A 24,225-nucleotide genomic window follows, 5' to 3' on the forward strand; every position below is an offset into this window, starting at 1 on the left:
CAAAATCATCGAGTAATTACTCGGTCGGTTGAAAAAACCCCCGCTTAGCGGGGGTTTTTTTTATTGGGTTGACACTAAATGGGGGCGTCTATAGAATCACGCCTCCTTTTAACGGGCGTAGTGCGCCCGATGGGAACAGCCTGGAGTCTGAAATCCAATGCAAAATCAGCAAATCCGTATCAGGTTGAAGGCTTTTGACCATCGCCTGATCGACCAATCCACCCAGGAAATCGTGGAAACCGCGAAACGTACTGGTGCACAAGTGCGTGGTCCTATTCCACTGCCAACCCGCAAAGAGCGTTTCACCGTTCTGGTCTCCCCGCACGTCAACAAAGACGCGCGTGACCAGTACGAGATTCGCACTCATAAGCGTGTTCTGGACATCGTCCAGCCAACGGATAAAACCGTTGACGCGCTGATGAAGCTCGACCTCGCGGCTGGCGTGGAAGTACAGATCAGCCTCGGCTAAGACTTCGGTCTGAGTCGTGTAACGCTCTGAAATGGGCGGCCATAGCGGGTGAAAGCCCCGTACACTCATGAGGTTTACAACATGACTATTGGTGTAGTCGGTCGCAAGTGCGGTATGACCCGCATTTTCACCGAAGAAGGTGTCTCCATTCCGGTCACGGTCATCGAGATCGAGCCGAATCGCGTCACCCAGTTCAAAACTGAAGAAACCGATGGCTACCGTGCAGTGCAAGTCACTGTCGGCGAGCGTCGTGCTTCGCGTGTGACTGCCGCTCAGGCAGGTCACTTCGCCAAGGCTAACGTTGCCGCTGGTCGCGGTGTTTGGGAGTTCCGTCTTGAAGAAGGCGATTTCCAGGCTGGCGATCTGATCAAAGCTGAACTCTTCGCTGCAGGCCAGCTGGTAGACGTTACTGGTCAGTCCAAAGGTAAAGGCTTCGCCGGTACCATCAAGCGTTGGAACTTCCGTGGCCAAGATAACACCCACGGTAACTCCGTATCGCACCGTGTCCCTGGCTCCATCGGCCAGTGCCAGACTCCTGGTCGTGTATTCAAGGGCAAGAAGATGTCCGGTCACATGGGCGCTGAGCGCGTGACTGTGCAGTCCCTGGAAGTAGTACGCGTAGACGCTGAACGCAACCTGCTGCTGATCAAGGGTGCCGTTCCAGGCGCTACTGGCGGCGACGTGGTCGTGCGTCCAGCTGTCAAGGCTCGCGGTTAAGGGGAAACTGACATGCAACTTAATGTAAATGACGCTCAGGCGATCGAAGTTTCCGAACTGACTTTCGGTGGCGAATTCAACGAGACGCTGGTACACCAAGCAGTCGTGGCCTACATGGCCGGCGGCCGTCAGGGCACCAAGCAGCAGAAGACCCGTTCCGACGTGGCTGGTGGCGGTAAGCGCCCATGGCGTCAGAAGGGTACTGGCCGCGCGCGTGCTGGTACCACCCGTGGCCCGATCTGGCGCGGCGGTGGTGTAACCTTCGCAGCTCGCCCTCAAGACCACTCGCAGAAGCTCAACAAGAAGATGTATCGCGCAGCTCTGCGCTCCATCCTCTCCGAGCTGGTTCGTAGCGAGCGTCTGGTCGTGGTTCAGGACTTCGCTGTCGAAGCACCGAAAACCAAAGACCTGCTGAACAAGCTGAACGGCATGGGTCTGAGCGATGTGTTGATCGTTTCCGACGCTGTTGATCAGAACCTGTACCTGGCTGCTCGTAACCTGCCGCACGTCGATGTACGTGACGTCCAGGGTTCCGACCCGGTCAGTCTGATCGCATACGAGAAAGTGTTGATCACTGTCTCGGCCGTGAAGAAATTCGAGGAGCTGCTGGGATGAACCAGGAACGCGTATTCAAAGTCCTCCTTGGCCCGCACGTTTCCGAGAAGGCTACCGTTCTGGCTGAGAAGAAAGGCCAGTTCGTATTCAAGGTTGCTACCGACGCAACCAAGCTGGAAATCAAGAAAGCTGTCGAAGGCCTGTTCAACGTAAAAGTTGAAAACGTGTCGACTGTTAACGTTCTGGGTAAAACCAAGCGTACCGCACGTGGTCTGGGCAAGCGTAATGACTGGAAGAAGGCGATCGTCTCCCTTCAGCCAGGCCAAGATCTCGATTTCAGCAGCAGTGCTGAGTAAGGAAGGGGTGCATCATGGCAATCGTTAAATGCAAACCGACTTCCCCTGGCCGCCGTTTCGTGGTCAAGGTGGTCAACAAGGAGCTGCACAAAGGCGCTCCTCACGCACCGCTGATCGAGAAAAAATCGAAGTCTGGTGGTCGTAACAACAATGGCCGCATCACCACGCGTCACGTGGGTGGTGGTCATAAGCAGCACTACCGTCTGGTCGACTTCCGTCGCAACGACAAAGATGGCATCCCAGCCACTGTCGAGCGCGTCGAATACGACCCGAACCGTACTGCTCACATCGCCCTGCTGTGCTACGCAGACGGCGAGCGTCGCTACATCATCGCCCCTAAAGGCGTGAGCGCTGGCGACCAGCTGATCGCAGGTGCCCTGGCCCCAATCAAGGCTGGTAACTCCCTGCAGCTGCGCAACATCCCAGTAGGTAGCACCATTCACGGCATCGAACTGAAGCCAGGTAAAGGTGCTCAGATCGCTCGTTCCGCTGGTGCCTCGGCTCAGCTGATCGCTCGTGAAGGTGCCTACGTGACTCTGCGTCTGCGCTCCGGTGAAATGCGTAAAGTACTGGCCGAGTGCCGTGCGACCCTGGGTGAAGTCTCGAACTCCGAGCACAGCCTGCGCTCGCTGGGTAAAGCTGGTGCCAAACGCTGGCGCGGCGTTCGCCCAACCGTTCGTGGTGTTGCCATGAACCCGGTTGACCACCCACATGGTGGTGGTGAAGGTCGTACCTCCGGTGGTCGTCATCCGGTATCGCCATGGGGCTTCCCAACCAAGGGTGCGAAGACCCGCGGTAATAAGCGTACCGACAACATGATCGTCCGTCGTCGCAAGTAACTAGAGGGATACGACAGTGCCACGTTCTCTGAAAAAAGGTCCTTTTATCGATCTTCACCTGCTGAAGAAGATCGAAGTGGCGGTGGAGAAGAACGATCGCAAGCCAGTGAAAACCTGGTCGCGCCGTTCGATGATCCTGCCACAAATGGTCGGTCTGACCATCGCGGTACACAACGGTCGCCAACACGTCCCAGTTCTCGTGAACGAAGACATGGTCGGCCACAAACTGGGCGAGTTCGCCGGTACCCGCACCTATCGCGGGCACGTGGCTGACAAGAAAGCCAAGCGTTAAGGGGTAAGGAAATGGAAGTAGCCGCTAAGTTGTCGGGCGCTCGCATCTCCGCCCAGAAAGCCCGCTTGGTCGCCGACCAGATCCGCGGGAAGAAGGTGGGCGAAGCGCTCAACCTGTTGGCCTTCAGCAGCAAAAAAGCCGCTGAAATCATGAAGAAAGTCCTCGAGTCGGCCGTTGCCAACGCCGAACACAACGAAGGCGCAGACGTTGATGACCTGAAGGTCAGCACCGTTTTCGTCAACGAAGGGCGTTCGCTGAAGCGCATCATGCCGCGTGCCAAAGGCCGCGCTGATCGCATCGTCAAGCGGTCTTGCCATATCACTGTCAAGGTTGCGGACAAGTAACGGAGTCGATCAGATGGGTCAGAAAGTACATCCCACTGGCATTCGCCTGGGAATCGTCAAGGAGCACACCTCCGTCTGGTATGCAGACGGCGCTACTTACGCAGATTACCTGTTGAAGGATCTGAAAACGCGTGAGTACCTCCAAGACAAACTAAAAAGCGCGTCCGTAAGCCGTATCGATATTCATCGCCCGGCTCAAACTGCACGCATCACCATCCACACCGCTCGTCCCGGTATCGTTATCGGTAAGAAAGGTGAAGATGTTGAGAAGCTGCGTCAGGACCTGACCAAGCAGATGGGTGTGCCCGTGCACATCAACATCGAAGAGATCCGCAAGCCGGAACTCGACGCCATGCTGGTTGCGCAGAGCGTAGCCCAGCAGCTGGAGCGCCGCGTTATGTTCCGTCGCGCCATGAAGCGCGCTGTACAGAACGCCATGCGTATTGGTGCCAAGGGCATCAAGATCCAGGTGAGCGGTCGTCTCGGCGGTGCCGAGATCGCACGTACCGAGTGGTATCGCGAAGGTCGTGTGCCCCTGCACACCCTGCGTGCCGATATCGACTACAACACCTACGAAGCTCACACCACCTACGGTGTGATCGGTGTGAAGGTTTGGATCTTCAAAGGCGAGGTCATCGGTGGCCGCCAGGAAGAGCTGAAGCCTCAAGCACCAGCGCCTCGTAAAAAAGCTGCTAAGTAAGGGGTACGCCAAATGTTGCAACCAAAGCGTACAAAATTCCGCAAGCAGATGACCGGCCACAACCGTGGTCTGGCACTGCGCGGTAGCAAGGTCAGCTTCGGCGAGTTCGCCCTGAAAGCTGTTGCTCGCGGTCGCCTCACCGCCCGCCAGATCGAGTCGGCACGTCGTGCTCTGACCCGTCACGTAAAGCGTGGCGGCAAGATCTGGATCCGCGTATTCCCGGACAAGCCGGTTACCAAGAAACCTCTCGAGGTTCGTATGGGTAAAGGTAAGGGTTCCGTGGAGTACTGGGTTGCCCAGATCCAGCCAGGCAAAGTCCTGTACGAGATCGAGGGTGTTTCTGAAGAGCTGGCGCGCGAAGCTTTCGCCCTGGCCGCTGCAAAGCTGCCTCTCGCCACCTCCTTTGTTAAGCGGACGGTGATGTGATGAAAGCGAATGAACTTCGTGAAAAATCGGCACAGCAACTGAATGAGCAACTGCTCGGCTTGCTGCGCGACCAGTTCAATCTGCGTATGCAGAAAGCAACTGGCCAGTTGGGGCAGTCGCACCTGCTCTCGCAAGTTAAGCGTGACATCGCTCGCGTGAAAACTGTGCTCAACCAGCAGGCAGGTAAGTGATCATGGCTGAAGCTGAAAAAACCGTCCGTACGCTGACTGGCCGTGTCGTCAGCGACAAAATGGACAAGACCATCACCGTTCTGATCGAGCGTCGCGTCAAGCACCCGATCTACGGTAAATACGTTAAGCGTTCGACTAAGCTGCACGCGCACGACGAAACCAACCAGTGCAAGATCGGCGACAAGGTTTCCATTACCGAAACCCGTCCGCTGGCCAAGACCAAGTCCTGGGCACTGGTTGAAGTCCTCGAACGCGCTGTTGAAGTCTAAGGGCTAGGGGTCAAATTTTATGATTCAGACTCAATCCATGCTCGATGTGGCCGATAACAGCGGCGCTCGTCGCGTCATGTGCATCAAGGTGCTCGGCGGTTCTCACCGCCGTTACGCCGGCATCGGTGACATCATCAAAGTAACCGTCAAGGAAGCCATTCCGCGCGGTAAGGTCAAAAAAGGCCAGGTGATGACCGCTGTTGTCGTCCGTACCCGTCACGGTGTACGTCGCGCTGACGGTTCCATCATTCGTTTCGACGGCAACGCTGCTGTTCTGCTGAACAACAAGCAAGAGCCGATCGGTACTCGCATCTTCGGGCCAGTGACCCGTGAACTTCGTACTGAGAAGTTCATGAAGATCGTCTCGCTCGCCCCTGAAGTGCTGTAAGGAGATCCGACATGCAAAAGATTCGTCGTGACGACGAGATCATCGTGATCGCCGGCAAAGACAAGGGTAAGCGCGGTAAGGTGCTGAAGGTTCTGGCTGACAACCGTCTGGTCGTCGGTGGTGTGAACCTGGTCAAGCGTCATACCAAACCTAACCCGATGGCGGGCGTCCAGGGCGGTATCGTCGAGAAAGAAGCGCCTCTGCACGCTTCCAACGTCGCCATCTTCAACGGCGAAACCAACAAGGCTGACCGCGTTGGTTTCAAAGTAGAAGACGGTAAAAAAATTCGTGTCTTCAAGTCGACCCAAAAAGCGGTTGATGCTTGAACACTGCTAGGTAGAAGACCATGGCACGACTGAAAGAGATTTACCGGAACGAAATCGCTCCCAAGCTTAAGGAAGAACTTAAGCTTTCGAACGTAATGGAAGTTCCGCGCGTTACCAAGATCACCCTGAACATGGGTCTGGGCGAAGCGATCGGCGACAAGAAAGTCATCGAGCACGCTGTTGCCGACCTGGAAAAGATCACCGGACAAAAGCCGGTCGTGACTTTCGCTCGTAAATCCATCGCGGGCTTCAAAGTCCGTGAGGGCTGGCCGATCGGCGTCAAGGTGACCCTGCGTAGCGACAAGATGTACGAATTCCTGGACCGCCTGCTGGCGATCTCCCTGCCTCGGGTTCGCGACTTCCGCGGCCTGAACGCCAAGTCCTTCGATGGTCGTGGCAACTACAGCATGGGCGTGAAAGAGCAGATCATCTTCCCGGAAATCGATTACGACAAGATCGATGCTCTGCGCGGTTTGGACATCACCCTGACCACCACTGCTCGTTCGGACGACGAAGGCCGCGCACTGCTGCGTGCTTTCAAGTTCCCGTTCCGCAACTGATTGGAGTAGGAAAATGGCCAAGAAGAGCATGAAGAACCGTGAGCTGAAGCGTCAGCTGACGGTAGCCAAGTTCGCTAAGAAGCGCGCTGAGCTGAAAGCGACCATCGTCAACCTGAACGCCTCCCCTGAGGAGCGTTTTGCTGCCGTAGTCGCACTGCAGAAGCAGCCACGTGACGCCAGTGCCTCGCGCCTGCGTAACCGTTGCCGCCTGACCGGTCGTCCGCACGGTGTATACCGTAAGTTTGGCCTGGGCCGTAACATGCTGCGTCAAGCTGCAATGCGCGGTGATGTTCCAGGCCTGGTCAAGGCCAGCTGGTAACATCGGTTGCTGTGATCCCGGCGCAGGAGGAGAGATCTTCCGACCACCGGTGATATCGCAACGAAACAAGCCCCCTCGTGGGGCTTGTTTCGTTTCTGTCTTGTGTCTAGAATGACCGGCTCACCTGAGCCTGGGTTTTTTGCCCTGCCTGCTCAGGTGGTTGTGATAGCCGCAAGGCTAATAATTCTTGTATCAGGAGCATCTAGCCCATGAGTATGCAGGACCCGTTAGCGGACATGCTAACTCGCATCCGTAATGCCCAGATGGCTGAAAAGTCCGTCGTAAGCATGCCTTCCTCCACGCTGAAGGTCGCGGTTGCCAAAGTTCTGAAGGACGAAGGTTACATCGCTGGCTACCAGGTCAGTGGCGAAGCCAAACCTTCCCTGTCGATCGAACTGAAGTACTTCGAAGGCCGTCCGGTCATCGAGGAACTGAAGCGCTCCAGCCGTCCAGGCCTGCGCCAGTACAAGTCCGTCGCAGACCTGCCGAAAGTTCGTGGCGGCCTGGGCGTGTCTATTGTCTCCACCAACAAAGGTGTGATGACTGATCGCGCTGCGCGCGCTGCCGGTGTCGGCGGCGAAGTTCTGTGCACAGTGTTCTAAGGGGGAGATAGGCATGTCTCGCGTCGCTAAGAACCCCGTTAAGCTGCCATCCGGTGTCGAAGTCAAATTCGCCGGCCAGCAGCTTTCGGTGAAGGGTGCCAAGGGCACTCTCGAACTGAACGTTCACTCGTCTGTTGAAGTTACCGAAGAGTCCGGCGAACTGCGCTTCGTCGCTCGCAACGGTGACCAGCAAGCTCGTGCCATGGCCGGTACTACCCGTGCTCTGGTCAACAACATGGTCCAGGGCGTAAGCCAAGGCTTCGAGCGCAAGCTCCAGCTGGTCGGTGTTGGTTACAAGGCACAGGCCAAGGGCACCATCCTGAACCTGGCGCTGGGCTTCTCTCATCCAGTGGACTACGAACTGCCAGCTGGTATCACCGCTGAAACGCCTAGCCAGACCGACATCCTGATCAAGGGTATCGACAAGCAGCTGGTAGGTCAGGTGGCCGCTGAAATCCGCGACTTCCGTCCGCCAGAGCCTTACAAAGGCAAAGGTGTGCGTTACGCGGACGAAGTAGTCCGTCGTAAAGAAGCCAAGAAGAAGTAGGGCCTAGCAAATGACCGACAAAAAAGTTATTCGACTGCGTCGCGCTCGCAAAGCACGCCTGAAAATGCACGAGCTCGAAGCCGTGCGCCTGTGCGTGTTCCGCTCCTCGCAGCACATCTACGCCCAGGTCATTTCGGCCGACGGCAGCAAGGTTCTGGCAAGTGCCTCGACCTTGGACAAAGAACTGCGTGATGGTGCCACTGGCAACATCGACGCGGCCACTAAGGTTGGCAAGCTGGTAGCTGAGCGCGCGAAAGCCGCCGGTGTATCTCAAGTTGCCTTTGACCGTTCCGGCTTCAAGTACCATGGCCGCGTCAAAGCGCTGGCTGATGCTGCTCGTGAAGGCGGGCTGGAGTTCTAAGTTATGGCAAATAACGATCAAAAGCGCGACGAAGGCTACATCGAGAAGCTGGTTCAAGTTAACCGCGTTGCCAAAACCGTAAAAGGCGGCCGTATCTTCACCTTCACCGCGCTGACCGTGGTGGGTGATGGCAAGGGCCGTGTTGGCTTCGGCCGTGGCAAGTCGCGCGAAGTACCTGCCGCGATCCAGAAGGCCATGGAAGCTGCTCGCCGCAACATGATCCAGGTTGACCTGAAGGGCACCACCCTGCAGTACGCCACCAAGGCTGCCCACGGCGCCTCGAAGGTCTACATGCAGCCTGCCTCGGAAGGTACCGGTATCATCGCCGGCGGCGCAATGCGTGCTGTCCTGGAAGTTGCTGGTGTCCAGAACGTTCTGGCCAAGTGCTACGGTTCGACCAACCCAGTGAACGTGGTCTACGCCACCTTCAAGGGTCTGAAAGCCATGCAATCTCCTGAATCCATTGCTGCCAAACGCGGCAAGAGCGTCGAGGAGATCTTCTGATCATGGCAACCGTAAAAGTAACGCTGATCAAGAGCACCGCCGGCCGCCTGCCTAACCACATCCTGTGTGTTAAAGGCCTGGGTCTGCGTCGCATCGGTCACACTGTAGAAGTCCAGGATACTCCCGAGAACCGCGGGATGATCAACAAGGCTTACTACATGCTGAAGGTCGAGGGTTAATCGATGAAACTCAATGATCTGAGTCCAGCGCCGGGTTCCCGTCGCGAGAAGCATCGTCCGGGTCGTGGTATCGGTAGCGGTCTGGGTAAGACTGGCGGCCGCGGCCACAAAGGTCAGACCTCCCGTTCCGGTGGTTCGATCGCTCCTGGCTTCGAAGGCGGTCAGCAGCCTCTGCACCGTCGCCTGCCGAAGTTCGGTTTCGTTTCCCTGAAAGCCATGGACCGCGCAGAAGTGCGTCTGTCCGAGCTGGCCAAGGTGGAAGGCGACATCGTCTCCGTGCAGTCCCTGAAGGATGCCAACGTGATTGGCCAGAACGTTCAGCGTGTGAAAATCATGCTGTCGGGCGAAGTCACTCGCGCAGTCACCATCAAGGGTATCGCCGCCACCAAGGGTGCGCGTGCGGCTATCGAAGCAGCTGGCGGCAAATTCGAGGAATAAATGGCTAAGCAAGGTGCTCTCTCTTCGCTCGGTAAGGGCGGGATGTCGGAACTCTGGGCTCGTCTGCGCTTCCTGTTCCTGGCGATCATCGTCTATCGGATCGGCGCGCATATCCCGGTGCCTGGCATCAACCCAGACCGTCTGGCGGATCTGTTTCGACAGAATGAGGGGACCATTCTTAGCCTGTTCAACATGTTTTCCGGCGGTGCGCTGGAGCGCATGAGCATCTTTGCATTGGGGATCATGCCGTACATCTCGGCGTCGATCATCATGCAGCTCATGACCGCGGTCAGCCCACAGCTGGAGCAGTTGAAGAAGGAAGGTGAAGCTGGCCGTCGCAAGATCAGCCAGTACACCCGCTACGGCACCGTTATCCTGGCGCTGGTTCAAGCCATTGGCATGTCCATTGGCCTGGCCAACCAGGGCGTGGCGTTTTCTGTAGGCCTGGGCTTCCATGTCGTTGCTGTCGCCACCTTCGTGGCCGGCGCAATGTTCATGATGTGGCTGGGCGAGCAGATCACCGAGCGCGGTGTGGGCAACGGTATCTCGATGTTGATCTTCGCAGGTATCGTTGCCGGTCTTCCGAGAGCAATCGGGCAGTCTTTCGAGTCTGCACGCACAGGCGATATCAACATTTTCGCCCTGGTCGCTATCGGTTTGCTTGCAGTAGCGATTATCGGCTTCGTGGTGTTCATTGAGCGTGGTCAGCGTCGTATCGCCGTTCACTACGCCAAGCGTCAGCAGGGCCGCAAGGTCTTCGCTGCACAGACCAGCCACCTGCCGCTGAAGGTGAACATGGCGGGTGTAATTCCGGCCATTTTCGCGAGCAGCATCTTGCTGTTCCCGGCTTCGCTGGGTGCCTGGTTCGGTCAGTCCGATGGTATGGGCTGGCTGCAGGACATCTCGCAGTCGATCGCTCCTGGTCAGCCGTTGAACATTCTGCTGTTTAGTGCAGGGATCGTTTTCTTCTGCTTCTTCTACACAGCGTTGATGTTCAACCCGAAAGACGTAGCGGAAAACCTGAAGAAGTCCGGTGCCTTTATTCCGGGTATCCGTCCTGGTGAACAGTCGGCTCGCTACATTGATGGCGTCCTGACTCGTCTGACCATGTTCGGTGCTCTTTACATGACGGCCGTGTGCCTTCTGCCCCAGTTCCTGGTGGTGGCGGCAAACGTTCCGTTCTACCTTGGCGGGACCTCGTTGCTGATTGTGGTAGTGGTTGTGATGGACTTCATGTCCCAAGTACAATCGCACCTCGTTTCGCACCAGTACGAATCCCTGATGAAGAAAGCCAACCTGAAAGGCTACGGTGGCAGCGGCTTGCTGCGCTGATAGACCCCCTAAGGTTCGAGGAGTCGGTAATGAAAGTTCGTGCATCGGTGAAAAAGCTGTGCCGCAACTGCAAGATCATTCGTCGCGAAGGTGTTGTTCGCGTGATCTGCAGCGCGGAACCGCGTCACAAGCAGCGCCAAGGCTGAGTGTGATCTGCGCTTCAAACCCAGCAGCTAGTGTGCTGCTGGGTTGATTATTCGTTTCTACAGCGATATTATCTCGCGCCCTATTTCTTGGCTTCCGGGGCGTAGGTAGCTGTCAATTGGAGTCCCACTGAATGGCCCGTATTGCAGGCGTCAACATTCCAGATAACAAGCATACTGTTATCTCGCTGACCTACATCTATGGTGTCGGTCGCACTACTGCACAGAAAATCTGTGCAGACGCTGGTGTAAACCCAGCCGCTAAGATCAAGGATCTGAGCGACGAGCAAATCGAAACCCTGCGTGGCGAAGTCGCGAAGTTCACCACCGAAGGTGACCTGCGCCGTGACATCAACATGAAGATCAAGCGCTTGATGGACCTGGGTTGCTACCGCGGCCTGCGTCATCGTAAAGGTCTGCCGGTTCGCGGTCAGCGCACCAAGACCAACGCACGCACCCGTAAGGGCCCGCGTAAGCCGATCCGCAAGTAATCGCCCAGGAATATAGACATGGCAAAACCTGCTGCTCGTCCTCGTAAGAAAGTCAAAAAGACAGTGGTTGATGGCATCGCCCACATCCATGCGTCTTTCAATAACACCATCGTGACCATCACCGACCGTCAGGGCAACGCGTTGTCCTGGGCGACCTCCGGTGGTTCGGGTTTCCGTGGTTCGCGCAAATCCACCCCGTTCGCAGCCCAGATCGCTGCTGAGCGTGCTGGTCAAGCTGCGCTGGAATATGGTCTGAAGAACCTCGACGTCAACGTCAAGGGTCCAGGTCCAGGTCGTGAATCCGCCGTTCGTGCACTGAACAGCTGCGGCTACAAGATCGCCAGCATCACCGACGTGACGCCAATCCCGCACAACGGGTGCCGTCCGCCGAAGAAGCGTCGCGTGTAATCAGGAGACAGAAGAATGGCACGTTACATTGGTCCAAAATGCAAACTGTCTCGTCGTGAAGGCACCGACCTGTTCCTGAAGAGCGGCGTTCGCGCTCTGGAATCGAAGTGCAACATCGAAGCAGCCCCAGGTATCCACGGCCAGCGCCGTGGCCGTCAGTCCGACTACGGTACCCAGCTGCGCGAGAAACAAAAAGTCCGTCGTATCTACGGTGTTCTGGAGCGTCAGTTCCGCGGTTACTACCAAGCTGCTGCCTCGAAAAAAGGCGCCACCGGTGAGAACCTGCTGCAACTGCTCGAGTGCCGTCTGGATAACGTCGTCTACCGTATGGGCTTCGGTTCCACTCGTTCCGAGTCCCGTCAGCTGGTTTCGCACAAAGCGATCAGCGTCAACGGTAAGACTGTAAACATTCCATCCTACCAAGTTCGTCCGGGTGACGTGGTCGCGGTTCGCGAGAAGTCGCTGAACCAGCTGCGCATTGTTCAAGCCCTTGAACTGTGCGCCCAGCGTGGCCGCGTTGAGTGGGTTGACGTGGATACTGCCAAGAAGTCGGGCGTTTTCAAGAACGTTCCTGCTCGCGGTGACCTGTCCGCCGACATCAACGAAAACCTGATTGTCGAGCTCTACTCCAAGTAAGGGCTAGAAAATAGGTGCATCCATGCAGATTTCGGTAAATGAGTTCCTGACGCCTCGCCACATTGATGTGCAGGTTGTCAGTCCAACCCGCGCCAAGATCACCCTCGAGCCTCTCGAGCGTGGTTTTGGCCATACCCTGGGCAACGCGCTGCGCCGCATCCTGTTGTCCTCCATGCCTGGCTGTGCAGTAGTCGAGGCCGAGATCGATGGCGTACTCCATGAGTACTCCGCGATCGAAGGTGTACAGGAAGACGTCATTGAAATCCTGTTGAACCTGAAAGGCCTGGCTATCAAGCTGCACGGTCGTGACGAAGTTACGCTGACCTTGTCGAAAAAGGGTTCGGGGGTGGTTACCGCTGCCGATATTCAGCTGGATCACGATGTCGAGATCGTCAACCCCGATCACGTAATCGCGAACCTGGCGTCCAACGGCGCCCTGAACATGAAGCTCACCATAGCTCGTGGTCGCGGTTACGAGCCGGCCGACTCCCGTCAGACCGACGAAGATGAAAGCCGCAGCATTGGCCGTCTTCAGCTGGACGCTTCGTTCAGCCCGGTGCGTCGTATCGCCTACGTGGTCGAGAACGCCCGTGTTGAACAGCGTACCAACCTGGACAAGCTGGTCATCGATCTGGAAACCAACGGTACCCTGGACCCTGAAGAGGCTATCCGTCGTGCCGCGACCATCCTGCAGCAGCAGCTGGCCGCGTTCGTCGACCTCAAAGGCGACAGCGAGCCCGTTGTGGTCGAGCAGGAAGACGAGATCGATCCGATCCTGCTGCGCCCGGTTGACGACCTGGAACTGACCGTACGTTCGGCCAACTGCCTGAAGGCGGAGAACATCTACTACATTGGTGACCTGATTCAGCGCACCGAAGTAGAGCTGTTGAAAACTCCGAACCTCGGCAAGAAGTCCCTGACTGAAATCAAGGACGTCCTGGCCTCCCGTGGTCTGTCTCTCGGCATGCGCCTCGACAACTGGCCGCCTGCAAGCCTTAAGAAAGACGACAAGGCGACTGCCTGATCGTCGTAATCACCGAACGTAGTGTTTGGTAAGGAATGAATCATGCGTCATCGTAAAAGTGGACGTCACCTGAGCCGTACCAGCTCTCACCGCAAGGCTATGTTCCAGAACATGGCTGTGTCGCTGATCGAGCACGAGCTGATCAAAACCACCCTGCCGAAAGCCAAGGAACTGCGCCGCGTTGCCGAGCCGCTGATCACCCTGGCCAAGGAAGACAGCGTTGCTAACCGCCGTCTGGCCTTCGATCGTACCCGTTCGAAGTCCGCTGTTGGCAAACTATTCAACGACCTGGGCAAGCGTTACGCCACCCGTCAGGGCGGCTACCTGCGCATCCTGAAGTGCGGTTTCCGCGCTGGCGACAACGCGCCTATGGCGTATGTCGAGCTGGTTGATCGTCCGGTCGGCGGTGCTGTAGAAGCTGCTGAGTAAGACGTTTAGTCTGCTACAAGGAACCGGGCCCCGTGCCCGGTTTTTTGTGTCTGCTTGAATTGCAAATATCTATCGATGCTAGTTTCTTAATGCATTAGATCTCGAGGTGTTCTTTCCCGATACTTCTCTTCAAGCCGTTTAGCCGGCATTTCGAGACCGATCAGGAGAGATCATGAGCAAGATTCTTACTACCGCCAGCGGTGCCCCCGTCGCCGACAACCAGAACTCCCGCTCCGCAGGCCCACGCGGTCCGCTGTTGCTCGATGACTTCCACCTGATCGAGAAGCTCGCCCACTTCAACCGCGAGAACATTCCCGAGCGCCGTGTGCATGCAAAAGGCTCCGGTGCCTATGGCACTTTCACGGTCACCCGCGATATCACCCAATACACCAGTGCTCGCTTGTTCGAAGCCGTTGGGAAGCAGACCGAAACGTTCCTGCGTTTCTCCACCGTCGGTGGTGAGCGTGGCTCGGCTGACACCGAGCGCGACCCGCGCGGTTTCGCCCTTAAGTTTTATACCGAGGAAGGCAACTGGGACATCGTCGGCAACAACACGCCAATTTTCTTCATCCGTGACCCGTTGAAGTTCCCCGATTTCATCCATACCCAGAAACGGCACCCGCAGACCAACCTGAAGAATGCCCAGATGATGTGGGACTTCTGGTCGCATTCGCCGGAGGCGCTGCACCAGGTCACCATTCTGTTCTCCGATCGTGGTATCCCGGACGGCTACCGCCACATGCATGGTTTCGGCAGCCACACCTACAGCCTGATCAACGCCAAGGGTGAGCGTACCTGGGTGAAGTGGCACTTCAAGACCCAGCAGGGCATCAAGAACCTTTCGCCCGCCGATGCAGCGCGCCTGGCAGGCACCGACCCGGATTACGCGCAGCGTGACCTGTTCGAGGCTATTGAGCGTGGTGACTACCCGCGTTGGACCGCCTGCATCCAGGTGATGTCCGAGGAGCAAGCCGCCAACCGTGCGGAAAACCCCTTCGACGTGACCAAGACCTGGTCGCAGAAGGAGTTCCCGCTGATCGAGGTAGGCGTGCTTGAGCTCAACCGCAACCCGCTCAACTATTTCGCTGAAGTCGAGCAAGCCACTTTCGGTCCGAGCAACATGGTGCCAGGCGTGGGGCTGTCGCCTGATCGCATGCTCCAGGGCCGCGTGTTCGCGTACGCTGACGCGCACCGCTACCGTGTGGGTACGAACCACCAGCATCTGCCGGTTAACGCGCCTCGTAGCCCGGTCAACAGCTACCAGCGTGACGGTGCGATGGCATTCGGTGCCTACGGCAGCGCGCCAAATTACGAGCCGAACAGCTACGCCGACGCACCGAAGCAGTCGCCTCGTCACGCAGAGCCTGCGCTGGCCTTGAGCGGTTCGGCCGATCGCTACGATCACCGCGAAGACACTGACTACTACAGCCAGGCGGGTGCGTTGTTCCGTTTGATGAGCGCCGAGCAGCAGGCACTGCTGATCGACAACATCGCCGGCACCATGGCAGGCGTCAGTGAAGATGTGGTGCAGCGTCAGTTGCAGTACTTCTTCAAGGCGGATCCGGCCTACGGCGAGGGCATAGCCAAGGCGTTGGGCGTAAATCTCGCCTGAGTCGAAATGATAAGTAGAACCGCCCTCATTTGGGCGGTTTTTCAATGAATATCACTACTGTTTGCCGACTTTTTTCCAACAAATTGCGCGCTTTTCAGTGACCTTGGCGAAATCATGGTTCACACTATCTCCTTATCAACGTTTCATTCAGGGAGTAGCAGGGCGATGCAAGGTCACCCGGACGTAATCGATTACCTCAACACGTTGCTGACGGGCGAACTGGCGGCGCGTGACCAATATTTCATCCACTCGCGCATGTACGAAGACTGGGGCCTGACCAAGCTCTACGAGCGTATCAATCACGAGATGGAAGAAGAGGCGCAACACGCCGATGCCCTGATGCGCCGCATCCTGATGCTCGAAGGCACACCACGCATGCGCCCGGACGACCTGGACGTCGGCTCCACCGTGCCCGACATGATCGCCGCTGACCTGCGCCTCGAGTACAAGGTGCGCGCTGCACTGTGCAAAGGCATCGAGCTGTGCGAGCTGCACAAGGACTACATCAGCCGTGACATCTTGCGTGCGCAGTTGGCTGATACCGAGGAAGACCACACCTACTGGCTGGAAAAGCAGCAAGGTCTGATCAAGTCCATCGGCCTGCAGAACTACCTGCAATCGCAGATGTAAACCGGCCGGTTTGCTGCGAAAGAAAAAGCCCCTGGCATTTACATGCCAGGGGCTTTTTCGTCAGGCCCGGTCTCGCTCCAGGAGCGGCGCGAGGTAGTGGCCCGTATACGACTGTTTCATCTTCGCCAATTCCTCTGGCGTACCGCTGGCGATGATCTGGCCGCCTTTGGAACCGCCTTCCGGCCCCAGGTCCACCAGCCAGTCAGCGGTCTTGATAACGTCCAGGTTGTGCTCGATCACTACCACGGTGTTGCCGTGGTCGCGCAGACGGTGCAGTACGTCCAGCAGTTGCTGGATATCCGCGAAGTGCAGGCCGGTGGTCGGCTCGTCGAGGATATACAGGGTCTTGCCGGTGTCGCGCTTGGACAGTTCGCGGGACAATTTCACCCGCTGCGCCTCACCGCCGGACAAGGTCGTAGCCGACTGCCCCAGCTTGATGTAGGAAAGCCCCACGTCCATCAGCGTTTGTAACTTGCGCGCCAGTGCAGGCACCGCGTCGAAGAACCCGCGGGCATCCTCGATGGTCATTTCCAGCACCTCGTGGATGTTTTTGCCCTTGTACTTGATTTCCAGGGTTTCGCGGTTGTAGCGCTTGCTCTTGCACACATCGCACGGTACGTAGATATCCGGCAGGAAGTGCATCTCCACCTTGATCAGCCCGTCACCCTGGCACGCCTCGCAGCGCCCGCCCTTGACGTTGAACGAGAAACGCCCCGGCCCATAGCCGCGCGAGCGCGACTCCGGCACCCCGGCGAACAGCTCGCGGATCGGTGTGAAGATACCGGTGTAGGTCGCGGGGTTCGAGCGCGGGGTACGACCAATCGGGCTCTGGTCGATGTCGACCACTTTATCCAGGTGCTGCAACCCATCCATGCTGGTGTGCGCCGCTGGTTCCAGGCTGCTCGCGCCATTGAGCGCGGTAGCTGCCAGGGGGAAGAGGGTGTTGTTGATCAAGGTCGACTTCCCCGAGCCGGATACCCCGGTCACACAGGTCAGTAGGCCGATCGGTACCTCGAGGTCGACGTTCTGCAGGTTGTTGCCCCGTGCGCCCTTGAGCTTGAGCGAGAGCTTCTTGTTGCGGGGCGTACGCTTGGCCGGCACGACGATCTTCTTGCGCCCGGAGAGGTACTTGCCGGTCAGCGATTCCGGGTGCGCCATCACTTCCTCGGGCGTGCCTTCGGCGACGATCCGGCCCCCATGCACGCCGGCGCCAGGGCCAATGTCCACCACGTAGTCGGCCAGGCGAATGGCGTCTTCGTCGTGCTCCACCACGATGACCGTGTTGCCCAGGTCGCGCAGGTGATTGAGCGTGGCCAGCAAGCGGTCGTTGTCGCGCTGATGCAGGCCGATCGATGGTTCGTCGAGGATGTACATCACGCCCACCAGGCCAGCGCCGATCTGGCTGGCCAGGCGGATACGCTGGGCCTCGCCGCCCGAAAGTGTCTCGGCGCTGCGGTCGAGGGTCAGGTAGTCGAGGCCGACGTTCACCAGGAACTGCAGGCGCTCGCAGATCTCCTTGAGGATCTTCGCCGCGATCTCACCGCGTCGACCGGTCAGGCTCAGGCCGGCGAAGTACTCGCTGGCATCGCCAATCGGCAGGTTGGTCACTGCCGGCAGGGTCTTCTCGCCTACCCACACATGGCGCGCCTCGCGGCGCAGTCGGGTGCCGCGGCAGTCCGGGCAGGGCTGGGTGCCGAGGAACTTGGCCAGTTCCTCCCGTACGGTGGCCGACTCGGTCTCGCGATAACGCCGCTCGAGGTTCGGCACGATGCCTTCGAACGGGTGCGAACGCTTGACGATGTCGCCGCGGTCGTTGAGGTACTTGAAGTCAACGCTGTGCTTGCCGCTGCCCTGCAGGATCACCTTCTGGTGTTCTGCCGATAGCTGGCCGAACGGCTCCTCGAGGCTGAAGCCATAATGCGCAGCCAGGGAGCCGAGCATCTGGAAGTAGTAGACGTTACGCCGGTCCCAGCCGCGAATCGCGCCTTCAGCCAGGGTCAGCTCGCTGTTGACCAGGCGCTTGGTGTCGAAGAATTGCTTCACGCCCAGGCCATCACAGGTCGGGCAAGCGCCGGCGGGGTTGTTGAACGAGAACAGCTTGGGTTCCAGCTCGCTGATCGCATGGCCGCAGACCGGGCAGGCGAAGCGCGCGGAGAAGATCATGTCTTCGGCGCTTTCGTCGTCCATCTGCGCCACCAGGGCGATACCGTCGGCCAGTTTCAGCGCGGTTTCGAAGGATTCGGCCAGGCGCTGCTGCAGGTCGTTGCGCACCTTGAAGCGGTCCACCACCACATCGATGCTGTGCTTCTTCTGCTTGTCGAGCTTGGGCAGCTCATCGAGCTCGTACAACTTGCCATTTATCCGGGCGCGGACGAAGCCCTGGGCGCGCAGCTCGTCGAACACCGCCAGGTGTTCACCCTTGCGTTCGCGTACCACCGGGGCCAGCAGCATCAGCTTGCTGCCTTCGGGTTGCTCGAGCACCAGGTCGACCATCTGGCTGATCGTTTGCGCCTCCAGCGGAATGTCGTGGTCTGGGCAGCGCGGTGTGCCGACCCGCGCGTACAGCAGGCGCAGGTAGTCATAGATCTCGGTGATGGTGCCGACGGTCGAGCGGGGGTTGTGCGAGGTCGACTTTTGCTCGATGGAAATAGCGGGCGACAGGCCTTCGATGGTGTCGACGTCGGGCTTTTCCATCATCGAAAGGAATTGCCGGGCGTAGGCCGACAGCGACTCTACGTAGCGGCGCTGACCCTCGGCGTAGAGAGTGTCGAACGCCAGGGACGACTTGCCGGAGCCGGACAGGCCGGTGATCACGATCAGCTTGTCCCGGGGCAGGGTCAGGTCGATGTTCTTCAGGTTGTGGGTGCGTGCCCCACGGATCAGGATCTTATCCACTGCAGCCTCGCTCGGCGGGCGTAAACAAAGAAGTATACGGCGCGCTGCCACCACGCGGCAAAGCGTCGCGTATATGCCGTCTTGCCGTCGGACTGATAGAATCGCCGCCGGTTCACACGAGGTTAATCCATGCACGACACCCACAACGAGCGCATGAGTGGCAGCGAAACCCGCGCGGCGAGCGGCCTGGCGTTGGTCTTTGCCTTTCGTATGCTGGGCATGTTCATGGTGTTGCCGGTGCTTGCGACCTATGGCATGGACCTGGCCGGTGCCACGCCAGCGCTGATCGGCCTGGCCATTGGCGCCTACGGCCTGACCCAGGCGGTGCTGCAGATTCCGTTCGGGGTGATTTCCGACCGCATCGGGCGCCGCCCGGTGATCTACCTGGGGCTGGTGATTTTCGCCTTGGGCAGCGTGCTGGCCGCCCAAGCCGATTCCATCTGGGGGGTGATCGCCGGACGTATCCTGCAAGGCGCCGGGGCGATTTCCGCAGCGGTCATGGCGCTGCTTTCCGACCTTACCCGCGAGCAGCACCGCACCAAGGCCATGGCCATGATCGGCATGAGCATCGGCCTGTCGTTTGCAGTGGCGATGGTGATCGGGCCGTTGTTGACCAGTGCCTTTGGTTTGTCAGGATTGTTCCTCGCAACGGCAGGACTTGCCGTCGTAGGCATAGCCCTGGTGGCCTTCGTGGTGCCCAGCGCCCACAACACGTTGCAGCACCGTGAGTCGGGTGTAGCACGCCAGGCGTTGGGCCCGACCCTGCGTCATCCGGACCTTCTGCGCCTGGACGTGAGTATCTTCATCCTCCATGCCATCCTCATGGCCAGCTTCGTTGCGCTGCCCCTGGCCTTCGTCGAGCGTGGCGGCCTGCCGAAGGAAGAACATTGGTGGGTATACCTGACCGCGCTGCTGGTCTCATTTTTTGCAATGGTCCCGTTCATCATCTACGGCGAAAAGAAGCGCAAGATGAAAAGCGTCCTGCTTGGCGCGGTCAGTGTCCTGCTGCTGGTCGAAGTGTTCTTCTGGCAGTGGGCCGACAACTTGCGGGGACTGGTGATCGGCACCGTGGTATTCTTCACTGCATTCAACCTGCTGGAAGCGTCCTTGCCTTCGCTGGTCAGCAAGGTATCGCCTGCTGGCGGCAAGGGAACGGCAATGGGGGTGTATTCCACCAGCCAGTTCCTCGGCGCTGCGTTGGGCGGAATACTCGGTGGCTGGTTGTTCCAGCACGGTGGCCTGGGGTGGGTGTTCATCGGTTGTGCGGTACTGTGTGCGGTCTGGCTGGTGTCTGCCTTGGGCATGAACGAGCCACCCTATGTCACCAGCCTGCGTATGCCGCTGACGCCAGAGGCGCTCCAGGAAACGGGGCTGGCCGAGCGCCTGATGGCCGTGCCGGGTGTGACCGACGCCGTGGTGGTGGCGGAAGAAGCTGCCATCTATATCAAACTGGATACGAAAATTTTGGACCGTGCGACCCTCGAGCGTCTGGTGAACCCAGCCTCAGCGGCGTGCGAAGCCTAGGAGAATGTTATGGCCCGTGGGGTTAACAAAGTCATTCTGGTCGGCACTTGCGGCCAGGATCCCGAAGTCCGCTACCTGCCCAACGGTAACGCCGTGACCAACCTGAGCCTGGCCACCAGCGAGCAGTGGACCGACAAGCAGTCCGGCCAGAAGGTCGAGCGCACCGAGTGGCACCGCGTCTCCCTGTTCGGCAAGGTCGCCGAGATCGCCGGTGAGTACCTGCGCAAAGGCTCGCAGTGCTACATCGAGGGCAAGCTGCAAACCCGCGAGTGGGAAAAAGACGGCATCAAGCGTTACACCACGGAAATCATCGTCGACATGCAGGGCACCATGCAGCTGCTCGGCGGACGTCCGCAGGGCCAGCAGGGCGGCGGCGACCCGTACAACCAGGGTGGTGGCAACTACAACCAAGGCGGCGGCCAGCAGCAGTACAACCAGGCCCCACGCCAGCAGGCTCCGCGCCCGCAGCAGGCGCAACAGCGCCAGGCACCTCAGCAGCCTGCGCCGCAGCCAGCGGCTGACTTCGACAGCTTCGATGACGATATTCCGTTCTAGCGACTACCTGGTGGCGCCAATGGTGCCACAGCGAAACAGAGCTTAAACAAGAAACCCGCTTCATGCCTGAAGCGGGTTTCTTTTTGTCCGGAGCCGGTGCTCTGACAAGGCGTCAGCCTTCTTCGAGTGCCGCCCTGGCAAACTGTGCGTCCTGTTCCGGTGTCGCTCCGCTGATGCCGATGCCGCCGATGTGTTTGCCGTTCACATCCATGATCGGCAGCCCGCCTTCCAGTAGGGTGAAGCCGGGCAGCGAGGCGTAGGGATTGGCCGGCAACGCGGCGCTGCGCTCGCCGAGCCGGTCCGGTTACACTGTCCTGGGCGAGCGGTCGCGGGTGGCACTTGCCTTGCTCTACTGCCTGTTTTCGGCGCAAGTGACCGCGATGCTTGGGTTCCATGAGGCAATCGGTGCAGTCTTGGCGGCCTATGTCTTTCACGACCTGTTCTCGATGGAGCATGCCTGGCGCCGCTGGGTCGGCAGGTTCGGCCATCTGTTTCTCACACCAATCTTCTTTGCCTGTTCCGGTATCCAGGTTTCGCTCGGGGCTTTCAGCGATCCCACTCTGTGGTTGTGGTTGCTGTTGTTTCTAGTGGGGGGGATTGTCGGCAAGGTTCTGGGCTCTTATGTCGGGGCCAGGCTGTCGGGGCTGACACCAAAGGTTTCATTGGAACTCGGTGTGCTGATGAATACCAAGGGACTCGTGGAATTAGTGGTACTTGGTGTAGGACTGCAGATGGGAGTGTTGTCTGAAAGTTCCTATAGTGTTCTTTTGATGCTTGCACTTGTTTCAACGGCTTTAACTAATCCGTTAATTTCATTGTTAAATCGCTCGGCCCGTAAGAGTGATGCTGGCTACAACGTCTCACCTCATACAGGTGTTTGATTTTTGAGTTCATCCCGATTACTGTCTGGAGATTAAAGGGATCAGCCAAAAATAAGGAACATTGCTGTGGACGTATTCATGGGGTTGCTGGCCGCTGCGTTCTGGGGGGCTACGGATTTTCTGGTCGGTGTGAACGCACGAGCGGTAGGGGTCAAGCGGGCGGTCTTTTTCGGGCAACTGCTGGGGCTTTTGTTAATGACAGTCATTATTGTCATTTCGGCCAGCCAGTGGGAGAAGTTCCTGTCGGCTCCCAAACGCGCGGTGGTACTGGGTATTGTGGCTTCACTATGTACCGTGATCGGGGCGTTGGCGCTTTCAAAAGCGTTTGCGGTTGGCAAGACCGCTGTCGTGGCACCGTTGGTCACCTCCTATGGCGTTTTTACAACGCTGCTGGCCTGGCTCGGCGGGGACACACTGTCAGCCTGGCAGGTGAGCGGTATCTTCGTCTGCTTCTTCGGTGTACTACTGGCCAGTCGCAGTGACCATGGCGGCGATTTCGAGCGCAAGGCAAAGGGCACTGTATCGATAGGGTATGCGTTGCTGGCGGCCATGCTTTACGGCGTCAGCTTCTGGATTCAAGGCAAGTTCGCCTTGCCGGCGCTGGGGCCGGTGAACATGCTGGCGCTGGGTTATGCCGTCGGGGTGGCCTTCTTGATTCCGGAAGCCTTCAGGCTGCTGCGCGATCATGCCACGATCCGCTTGAAGACATTGGGTTCACTGTGTGGCGCAAGCCTGTTCAACCTGGGAGGGTTCTCGGCTTTTTCCTGGGGGGCGCTCAACGGTTCGGTTTCAGTCGTTACTGTCATCAGTACCTTGTCGGGTGGTATCGCGGCCATCCTCGGATACTTCTTTTATCGCGAGCGGTTGTCGGTCGTTCAAGTGGGCGGTGTGTGTCTGGTGTTGTTGGGGGCTGTGCTTTTGCATCTTTATGGATGATGTTGTCGCAAAGTTGCAAACGTTTGCGGTGAATTTTTTGGGGTCCTTGGGTCATGGGCGGAGGCTTTCGTTTATTGGCCTGTAGATATGAGTGGTCATAATAATGGAATATCGAGGCTGCCTTCCGAAAAGTCATGTTGATATGTTGCCTTGCATGGCGGCTTTTGCAGTGGTCGTCGAGACCGGTAGTTTTGTAGATGCATCGGTCAGGCTGGGGTTGACTGCCTCGGCGGTCAGCAAACAAGTGTCAAAGCTTGAAAATGCCTTGTCATTGCGTTTGCTTGAGCGCAGCACCCGGCAATTGAGAGTGAATGCCGAAGGCGCCCAGATCTACTCACACTGCAAAGAGTTGCTGGAGTCTTCGGCCAATGTGTTTCGCCTCAAGGACCGCTTCCTCGAAGCACCGCAAGGGCTTATTCGCATTGCGGTGCCACGTTCGCTGTACGCGGCGTGTAACCAGCTGGTTCCGGAGTTTTTGTACCGCTACCCCGGCGTCAATGTACAGCTCATTTCCAGTGAGGGAGCACCGGACTTTATTGCCGAGGGTATCGATATTGGAATCCAGATAACGGACAGTCCTCCCCTGGGGTTGGTGGCGCGCAAGTTGTTCCCCGTCGATTTCATTGTCTGTGCCGCCGAGAGTTACTTGGAAAAGTTTGGGCGACCTGAGCATCCCTCGGTGTTGGCGGAACACAGTTGCATCCCATTTCCCGCGGCCACCGAAATCCAGAACTGGAAGTTCATTTCAACGCATGGAATGTGCGAGGTAAGTGTTTCGGGGCGCTACTTCGCGGACAGTCCGGAGGCGGTCCTCAATGCCACGATCTCGGGCCTGGGGATTTCCTGCCTGCCGGCCGGGCTGGCGGCTGAAGCAATTTCCGCCAATGCCCTGGTGGAGTTGTTGCCCGGGTGGAGATACGCGGGGGCGATGCAAGGGATGGCCTGGGCGCTCTATCAGCCCGGCCGGCATGTGTCGCAGAAGGTCAAGGTGATGGTCGACTACCTGGTGAGTGCGTTGCGCCGGTCAGGACAGATGACCTGATGCAATGGCTGGCCTCGTGCGGCACCGGACCATGGGAAAAAGGAGCATACGATGGCTACGCAGGTTGCCGAGTACTATTGCGAAACCTGTTGGTACACCTATGACCCGACGGTAGGTGATCCGGAGCATGGCATCGCGCCGGGGACTGCATTCGAAGATATTCCACATGACTGGCTTTGCCCTGACTGCGGGCTGGGCAAGGAAGCGTTTGTACCTCGTGTCGAATCGCTCGATGCATGATCGGGGTCATCGCACTTCCCGGATTCTTGGCTAGGCTTAACGTGGCGGTATCTACCTACCGCTAC

General features: G+C 58.3%; 38 protein-coding genes. 36 read left to right on the forward strand and 2 right to left on the reverse strand.

Features of this window, described 5'->3' with window-relative positions:
* The first annotated feature begins 157 nt into the window (after positions 1 to 157).
* The 30 genes from rpsJ to bfr all read left to right on the forward strand — a co-directional run bounded on the left by rpsJ (position 158) and on the right by bfr (position 16,087).
* Positions 158 to 469 (forward strand): 30S ribosomal protein S10, encoded by a 312-nt coding sequence (gene rpsJ, locus RAC97_RS07180; protein ID WP_003186070.1) that lies wholly within the window; start codon positions 158 to 160, stop codon positions 467 to 469.
* Between the two features lie 81 nt (positions 470 to 550).
* Positions 551 to 1,186 carry a 50S ribosomal protein L3 gene (rplC, locus tag RAC97_RS07185; protein ID WP_375099140.1) on the forward strand — a complete coding sequence of 212 codons (636 nt, stop codon included), beginning with the start codon at positions 551 to 553 and terminating at the stop codon, positions 1,184 to 1,186.
* Positions 1,187 to 1,198: 12 nt separating this feature from the next.
* A complete protein-coding gene (rplD, locus tag RAC97_RS07190; RefSeq protein WP_375099141.1) occupies positions 1,199 to 1,801 on the forward strand; it encodes a 50S ribosomal protein L4 in 603 nt (200 codons plus the stop codon).
* Positions 1,798 to 2,097, forward strand: a complete 300-nt coding sequence (rplW, locus tag RAC97_RS07195; protein WP_003255484.1) for a 50S ribosomal protein L23 — start codon at positions 1,798 to 1,800, stop codon at positions 2,095 to 2,097. The genes rplD and rplW overlap by 4 nt, the downstream gene beginning before the upstream one ends.
* A gap of 14 nt (positions 2,098 to 2,111) precedes the next feature.
* Complete coding sequence (rplB, locus tag RAC97_RS07200) at positions 2,112 to 2,936, forward strand: 50S ribosomal protein L2 (RefSeq protein WP_375099142.1); 825 nt, start codon at positions 2,112 to 2,114, stop codon at positions 2,934 to 2,936.
* Positions 2,937 to 2,952: 16 nt separating this feature from the next.
* Positions 2,953 to 3,228: a 30S ribosomal protein S19 gene (gene rpsS, locus RAC97_RS07205; RefSeq protein ID WP_010486981.1), complete on the forward strand. Its 276-nt coding sequence runs from the start codon at positions 2,953 to 2,955 to the stop codon at positions 3,226 to 3,228.
* A gap of 11 nt (positions 3,229 to 3,239) precedes the next feature.
* Complete coding sequence (rplV, locus tag RAC97_RS07210) at positions 3,240 to 3,572, forward strand: 50S ribosomal protein L22 (protein WP_003103908.1); 333 nt, start codon at positions 3,240 to 3,242, stop codon at positions 3,570 to 3,572.
* A gap of 13 nt (positions 3,573 to 3,585) precedes the next feature.
* Positions 3,586 to 4,272: a 30S ribosomal protein S3 gene (rpsC, locus tag RAC97_RS07215; protein WP_003255481.1), complete on the forward strand. Its 687-nt coding sequence runs from the start codon at positions 3,586 to 3,588 to the stop codon at positions 4,270 to 4,272.
* A gap of 12 nt (positions 4,273 to 4,284) precedes the next feature.
* Positions 4,285 to 4,698 (forward strand): 50S ribosomal protein L16, encoded by a 414-nt coding sequence (rplP, locus tag RAC97_RS07220; protein WP_009397508.1) that lies wholly within the window; start codon positions 4,285 to 4,287, stop codon positions 4,696 to 4,698.
* Complete coding sequence (rpmC, locus tag RAC97_RS07225) at positions 4,698 to 4,889, forward strand: 50S ribosomal protein L29 (protein WP_002555481.1); 192 nt, start codon at positions 4,698 to 4,700, stop codon at positions 4,887 to 4,889. The genes rplP and rpmC overlap by 1 nt, the downstream gene beginning before the upstream one ends.
* A gap of 2 nt (positions 4,890 to 4,891) precedes the next feature.
* Positions 4,892 to 5,158 carry a 30S ribosomal protein S17 gene (gene rpsQ / locus RAC97_RS07230; RefSeq protein WP_023534981.1) on the forward strand — a complete coding sequence of 89 codons (267 nt, stop codon included), beginning with the start codon at positions 4,892 to 4,894 and terminating at the stop codon, positions 5,156 to 5,158.
* A gap of 19 nt (positions 5,159 to 5,177) precedes the next feature.
* On the forward strand, positions 5,178 to 5,546 hold the full coding sequence (gene rplN / locus RAC97_RS07235; protein ID WP_002555479.1) for a 50S ribosomal protein L14: 369 nt from the start codon (positions 5,178 to 5,180) through the stop codon (positions 5,544 to 5,546).
* Positions 5,547 to 5,557: 11 nt separating this feature from the next.
* Complete coding sequence (rplX, locus tag RAC97_RS07240; protein ID WP_013970637.1) at positions 5,558 to 5,872, forward strand: 50S ribosomal protein L24; 315 nt, start codon at positions 5,558 to 5,560, stop codon at positions 5,870 to 5,872.
* Positions 5,873 to 5,892: 20 nt separating this feature from the next.
* Positions 5,893 to 6,432 (forward strand): 50S ribosomal protein L5, encoded by a 540-nt coding sequence (gene rplE / locus RAC97_RS07245; RefSeq protein WP_003255474.1) that lies wholly within the window; start codon positions 5,893 to 5,895, stop codon positions 6,430 to 6,432.
* Positions 6,433 to 6,445: 13 nt separating this feature from the next.
* Positions 6,446 to 6,751 (forward strand): 30S ribosomal protein S14, encoded by a 306-nt coding sequence (gene rpsN, locus RAC97_RS07250; protein ID WP_003255472.1) that lies wholly within the window; start codon positions 6,446 to 6,448, stop codon positions 6,749 to 6,751.
* A gap of 209 nt (positions 6,752 to 6,960) precedes the next feature.
* Positions 6,961 to 7,353, forward strand: coding sequence for a 30S ribosomal protein S8 (rpsH, locus tag RAC97_RS07255; RefSeq protein ID WP_084857318.1), 393 nt, complete (start codon positions 6,961 to 6,963; stop codon positions 7,351 to 7,353).
* A 13-nt stretch (positions 7,354 to 7,366) separates the two neighbouring features.
* The gene (gene rplF / locus RAC97_RS07260; protein WP_027594874.1) at positions 7,367 to 7,900 is read left to right on the forward strand and encodes a 50S ribosomal protein L6; all 534 of its coding nucleotides are present in this window, start codon (positions 7,367 to 7,369) and stop codon (positions 7,898 to 7,900) included.
* Positions 7,901 to 7,910: 10 nt separating this feature from the next.
* Entirely contained in the window at positions 7,911 to 8,261 is a 351-nt protein-coding gene (gene rplR / locus RAC97_RS07265) for a 50S ribosomal protein L18 (protein WP_023629183.1), read from the forward strand.
* Positions 8,262 to 8,264: 3 nt separating this feature from the next.
* Positions 8,265 to 8,765 (forward strand): 30S ribosomal protein S5, encoded by a 501-nt coding sequence (rpsE, locus tag RAC97_RS07270; RefSeq protein ID WP_003255465.1) that lies wholly within the window; start codon positions 8,265 to 8,267, stop codon positions 8,763 to 8,765.
* A 2-nt stretch (positions 8,766 to 8,767) separates the two neighbouring features.
* Positions 8,768 to 8,944 (forward strand): 50S ribosomal protein L30, encoded by a 177-nt coding sequence (rpmD, locus tag RAC97_RS07275; protein ID WP_023535007.1) that lies wholly within the window; start codon positions 8,768 to 8,770, stop codon positions 8,942 to 8,944.
* 3 nt (positions 8,945 to 8,947) lie between these two features.
* Positions 8,948 to 9,382 carry a 50S ribosomal protein L15 gene (gene rplO / locus RAC97_RS07280; RefSeq protein ID WP_375099143.1) on the forward strand — a complete coding sequence of 145 codons (435 nt, stop codon included), beginning with the start codon at positions 8,948 to 8,950 and terminating at the stop codon, positions 9,380 to 9,382.
* Positions 9,383 to 10,714 carry a preprotein translocase subunit SecY gene (secY, locus tag RAC97_RS07285; protein WP_375099144.1) on the forward strand — a complete coding sequence of 444 codons (1,332 nt, stop codon included), beginning with the start codon at positions 9,383 to 9,385 and terminating at the stop codon, positions 10,712 to 10,714.
* 29 nt (positions 10,715 to 10,743) lie between these two features.
* A complete protein-coding gene (rpmJ, locus tag RAC97_RS07290) occupies positions 10,744 to 10,860 on the forward strand; it encodes a 50S ribosomal protein L36 (protein ID WP_002555468.1) in 117 nt (38 codons plus the stop codon).
* A 131-nt stretch (positions 10,861 to 10,991) separates the two neighbouring features.
* Positions 10,992 to 11,348 carry a 30S ribosomal protein S13 gene (gene rpsM / locus RAC97_RS07295; protein WP_003255457.1) on the forward strand — a complete coding sequence of 119 codons (357 nt, stop codon included), beginning with the start codon at positions 10,992 to 10,994 and terminating at the stop codon, positions 11,346 to 11,348.
* 18 nt (positions 11,349 to 11,366) lie between these two features.
* Complete coding sequence (gene rpsK / locus RAC97_RS07300) at positions 11,367 to 11,756, forward strand: 30S ribosomal protein S11 (protein WP_003255454.1); 390 nt, start codon at positions 11,367 to 11,369, stop codon at positions 11,754 to 11,756.
* A 15-nt stretch (positions 11,757 to 11,771) separates the two neighbouring features.
* A complete protein-coding gene (rpsD, locus tag RAC97_RS07305; RefSeq protein WP_375099145.1) occupies positions 11,772 to 12,392 on the forward strand; it encodes a 30S ribosomal protein S4 in 621 nt (206 codons plus the stop codon).
* Between the two features lie 22 nt (positions 12,393 to 12,414).
* Entirely contained in the window at positions 12,415 to 13,416 is a 1,002-nt protein-coding gene (locus RAC97_RS07310) for a DNA-directed RNA polymerase subunit alpha (protein ID WP_375099146.1), read from the forward strand.
* 42 nt (positions 13,417 to 13,458) lie between these two features.
* The gene (gene rplQ, locus RAC97_RS07315; RefSeq protein WP_003255451.1) at positions 13,459 to 13,845 is read left to right on the forward strand and encodes a 50S ribosomal protein L17; all 387 of its coding nucleotides are present in this window, start codon (positions 13,459 to 13,461) and stop codon (positions 13,843 to 13,845) included.
* Between the two features lie 172 nt (positions 13,846 to 14,017).
* Positions 14,018 to 15,457, forward strand: a complete 1,440-nt coding sequence (locus RAC97_RS07320) for a catalase (protein WP_375099147.1) — start codon at positions 14,018 to 14,020, stop codon at positions 15,455 to 15,457.
* A 165-nt stretch (positions 15,458 to 15,622) separates the two neighbouring features.
* Positions 15,623 to 16,087 (forward strand): bacterioferritin, encoded by a 465-nt coding sequence (bfr, locus tag RAC97_RS07325; protein ID WP_375099148.1) that lies wholly within the window; start codon positions 15,623 to 15,625, stop codon positions 16,085 to 16,087.
* Between the two features lie 60 nt (positions 16,088 to 16,147).
* On the opposite strand, the gene uvrA is transcribed toward bfr, so the two are convergent.
* Positions 16,148 to 18,982 (reverse strand): excinuclease ABC subunit UvrA, encoded by a 2,835-nt coding sequence (uvrA, locus tag RAC97_RS07330; RefSeq protein WP_375099149.1) that lies wholly within the window; start codon positions 18,980 to 18,982, stop codon positions 16,148 to 16,150.
* Between the two features lie 129 nt (positions 18,983 to 19,111).
* On the opposite strand from uvrA, the gene RAC97_RS07335 reads away from it, so the two are divergent.
* Together RAC97_RS07335 and RAC97_RS07340 are read left to right on the forward strand one after the other, a co-directional pair.
* Complete coding sequence (locus RAC97_RS07335; protein WP_375099150.1) at positions 19,112 to 20,506, forward strand: MFS transporter; 1,395 nt, start codon at positions 19,112 to 19,114, stop codon at positions 20,504 to 20,506.
* A gap of 9 nt (positions 20,507 to 20,515) precedes the next feature.
* Positions 20,516 to 21,061 (forward strand): single-stranded DNA-binding protein, encoded by a 546-nt coding sequence (locus RAC97_RS07340; RefSeq protein WP_375099151.1) that lies wholly within the window; start codon positions 20,516 to 20,518, stop codon positions 21,059 to 21,061.
* A gap of 112 nt (positions 21,062 to 21,173) precedes the next feature.
* On the opposite strand, the gene RAC97_RS07345 is transcribed toward RAC97_RS07340, so the two are convergent.
* Positions 21,174 to 21,335: a heme-binding protein gene (locus tag RAC97_RS07345; RefSeq protein WP_375099152.1), complete on the reverse strand. Its 162-nt coding sequence runs from the start codon at positions 21,333 to 21,335 to the stop codon at positions 21,174 to 21,176.
* Between RAC97_RS07345 and RAC97_RS07350 the strand changes: the two genes are divergently transcribed.
* The 4 genes from RAC97_RS07350 (at position 21,325) to RAC97_RS07365 (ending at position 24,160) form a co-directional block, all read left to right on the forward strand.
* Complete coding sequence (locus tag RAC97_RS07350) at positions 21,325 to 21,942, forward strand: cation:proton antiporter (protein ID WP_375099153.1); 618 nt, start codon at positions 21,325 to 21,327, stop codon at positions 21,940 to 21,942. The two genes, RAC97_RS07345 and RAC97_RS07350, sit on opposite strands and share 11 nt — an antisense overlap.
* Before the next feature lie 66 nt (positions 21,943 to 22,008).
* The gene (locus RAC97_RS07355) at positions 22,009 to 22,878 is read left to right on the forward strand and encodes a DMT family transporter (protein WP_375099154.1); all 870 of its coding nucleotides are present in this window, start codon (positions 22,009 to 22,011) and stop codon (positions 22,876 to 22,878) included.
* A gap of 103 nt (positions 22,879 to 22,981) precedes the next feature.
* Positions 22,982 to 23,920 carry a LysR family transcriptional regulator gene (locus RAC97_RS07360; protein ID WP_375099155.1) on the forward strand — a complete coding sequence of 313 codons (939 nt, stop codon included), beginning with the start codon at positions 22,982 to 22,984 and terminating at the stop codon, positions 23,918 to 23,920.
* Between the two features lie 51 nt (positions 23,921 to 23,971).
* Positions 23,972 to 24,160 carry a rubredoxin gene (locus tag RAC97_RS07365; protein ID WP_186596824.1) on the forward strand — a complete coding sequence of 63 codons (189 nt, stop codon included), beginning with the start codon at positions 23,972 to 23,974 and terminating at the stop codon, positions 24,158 to 24,160.
* Positions 24,161 to 24,225: the final 65 nt, after the last annotated feature.

The organism is Pseudomonas sp. LS_2 (genome assembly GCF_042709235.1).
Taxonomy (GTDB): Bacteria; Pseudomonadota; Gammaproteobacteria; order Pseudomonadales; family Pseudomonadaceae; genus Aquipseudomonas.

What these genes read in the sequence shown, in the direction of transcription:
- RAC97_RS07320 (WP_375099147.1), top strand. Translation starts at nt 14,018, where the DNA reads ATGAGCAAGATTCTTACTACCGCCAGCGGTGCCCCCGTCGCCGACAAC.
- rplP (WP_009397508.1), top strand. Translation starts at nt 4,285, where the DNA reads ATGTTGCAACCAAAGCGTACAAAATTCCGCAAGCAGATGACCGGCCAC.
- rpsD (WP_375099145.1), top strand. Translation starts at nt 11,772, where the DNA reads ATGGCACGTTACATTGGTCCAAAATGCAAACTGTCTCGTCGTGAAGGC.
- secY (WP_375099144.1), top strand. Translation starts at nt 9,383, where the DNA reads ATGGCTAAGCAAGGTGCTCTCTCTTCGCTCGGTAAGGGCGGGATGTCG.
- rplN (WP_002555479.1), top strand. Translation starts at nt 5,178, where the DNA reads ATGATTCAGACTCAATCCATGCTCGATGTGGCCGATAACAGCGGCGCT.
- rplE (WP_003255474.1), top strand. Translation starts at nt 5,893, where the DNA reads ATGGCACGACTGAAAGAGATTTACCGGAACGAAATCGCTCCCAAGCTT.
- rplC (WP_375099140.1), top strand. Translation starts at nt 551, where the DNA reads ATGACTATTGGTGTAGTCGGTCGCAAGTGCGGTATGACCCGCATTTTC.
- rpsC (WP_003255481.1), top strand. Translation starts at nt 3,586, where the DNA reads ATGGGTCAGAAAGTACATCCCACTGGCATTCGCCTGGGAATCGTCAAG.
- rplO (WP_375099143.1), top strand. Translation starts at nt 8,948, where the DNA reads ATGAAACTCAATGATCTGAGTCCAGCGCCGGGTTCCCGTCGCGAGAAG.
- rplX (WP_013970637.1), top strand. Translation starts at nt 5,558, where the DNA reads ATGCAAAAGATTCGTCGTGACGACGAGATCATCGTGATCGCCGGCAAA.
- bfr (WP_375099148.1), top strand. Translation starts at nt 15,623, where the DNA reads ATGCAAGGTCACCCGGACGTAATCGATTACCTCAACACGTTGCTGACG.
- RAC97_RS07365 (WP_186596824.1), top strand. Translation starts at nt 23,972, where the DNA reads ATGGCTACGCAGGTTGCCGAGTACTATTGCGAAACCTGTTGGTACACC.
- rpsH (WP_084857318.1), top strand. Translation starts at nt 6,961, where the DNA reads ATGAGTATGCAGGACCCGTTAGCGGACATGCTAACTCGCATCCGTAAT.
- rplQ (WP_003255451.1), top strand. Translation starts at nt 13,459, where the DNA reads ATGCGTCATCGTAAAAGTGGACGTCACCTGAGCCGTACCAGCTCTCAC.
- rplF (WP_027594874.1), top strand. Translation starts at nt 7,367, where the DNA reads ATGTCTCGCGTCGCTAAGAACCCCGTTAAGCTGCCATCCGGTGTCGAA.
- rpsK (WP_003255454.1), top strand. Translation starts at nt 11,367, where the DNA reads ATGGCAAAACCTGCTGCTCGTCCTCGTAAGAAAGTCAAAAAGACAGTG.
- rplR (WP_023629183.1), top strand. Translation starts at nt 7,911, where the DNA reads ATGACCGACAAAAAAGTTATTCGACTGCGTCGCGCTCGCAAAGCACGC.
- RAC97_RS07310 (WP_375099146.1), top strand. Translation starts at nt 12,415, where the DNA reads ATGCAGATTTCGGTAAATGAGTTCCTGACGCCTCGCCACATTGATGTG.
- rpsQ (WP_023534981.1), top strand. Translation starts at nt 4,892, where the DNA reads ATGGCTGAAGCTGAAAAAACCGTCCGTACGCTGACTGGCCGTGTCGTC.
- rpsN (WP_003255472.1), top strand. Translation starts at nt 6,446, where the DNA reads ATGGCCAAGAAGAGCATGAAGAACCGTGAGCTGAAGCGTCAGCTGACG.
- rpmC (WP_002555481.1), top strand. Translation starts at nt 4,698, where the DNA reads ATGAAAGCGAATGAACTTCGTGAAAAATCGGCACAGCAACTGAATGAG.
- rpmD (WP_023535007.1), top strand. Translation starts at nt 8,768, where the DNA reads ATGGCAACCGTAAAAGTAACGCTGATCAAGAGCACCGCCGGCCGCCTG.
- rpsE (WP_003255465.1), top strand. Translation starts at nt 8,265, where the DNA reads ATGGCAAATAACGATCAAAAGCGCGACGAAGGCTACATCGAGAAGCTG.
- rpsM (WP_003255457.1), top strand. Translation starts at nt 10,992, where the DNA reads ATGGCCCGTATTGCAGGCGTCAACATTCCAGATAACAAGCATACTGTT.
- rplV (WP_003103908.1), top strand. Translation starts at nt 3,240, where the DNA reads ATGGAAGTAGCCGCTAAGTTGTCGGGCGCTCGCATCTCCGCCCAGAAA.
- rplW (WP_003255484.1), top strand. Translation starts at nt 1,798, where the DNA reads ATGAACCAGGAACGCGTATTCAAAGTCCTCCTTGGCCCGCACGTTTCC.
- RAC97_RS07340 (WP_375099151.1), top strand. Translation starts at nt 20,516, where the DNA reads ATGGCCCGTGGGGTTAACAAAGTCATTCTGGTCGGCACTTGCGGCCAG.
- rpsJ (WP_003186070.1), top strand. Translation starts at nt 158, where the DNA reads ATGCAAAATCAGCAAATCCGTATCAGGTTGAAGGCTTTTGACCATCGC.
- RAC97_RS07335 (WP_375099150.1), top strand. Translation starts at nt 19,112, where the DNA reads ATGCACGACACCCACAACGAGCGCATGAGTGGCAGCGAAACCCGCGCG.
- RAC97_RS07360 (WP_375099155.1), top strand. Translation starts at nt 22,982, where the DNA reads ATGGAATATCGAGGCTGCCTTCCGAAAAGTCATGTTGATATGTTGCCT.
- rpmJ (WP_002555468.1), top strand. Translation starts at nt 10,744, where the DNA reads ATGAAAGTTCGTGCATCGGTGAAAAAGCTGTGCCGCAACTGCAAGATC.
- rplB (WP_375099142.1), top strand. Translation starts at nt 2,112, where the DNA reads ATGGCAATCGTTAAATGCAAACCGACTTCCCCTGGCCGCCGTTTCGTG.
- rplD (WP_375099141.1), top strand. Translation starts at nt 1,199, where the DNA reads ATGCAACTTAATGTAAATGACGCTCAGGCGATCGAAGTTTCCGAACTG.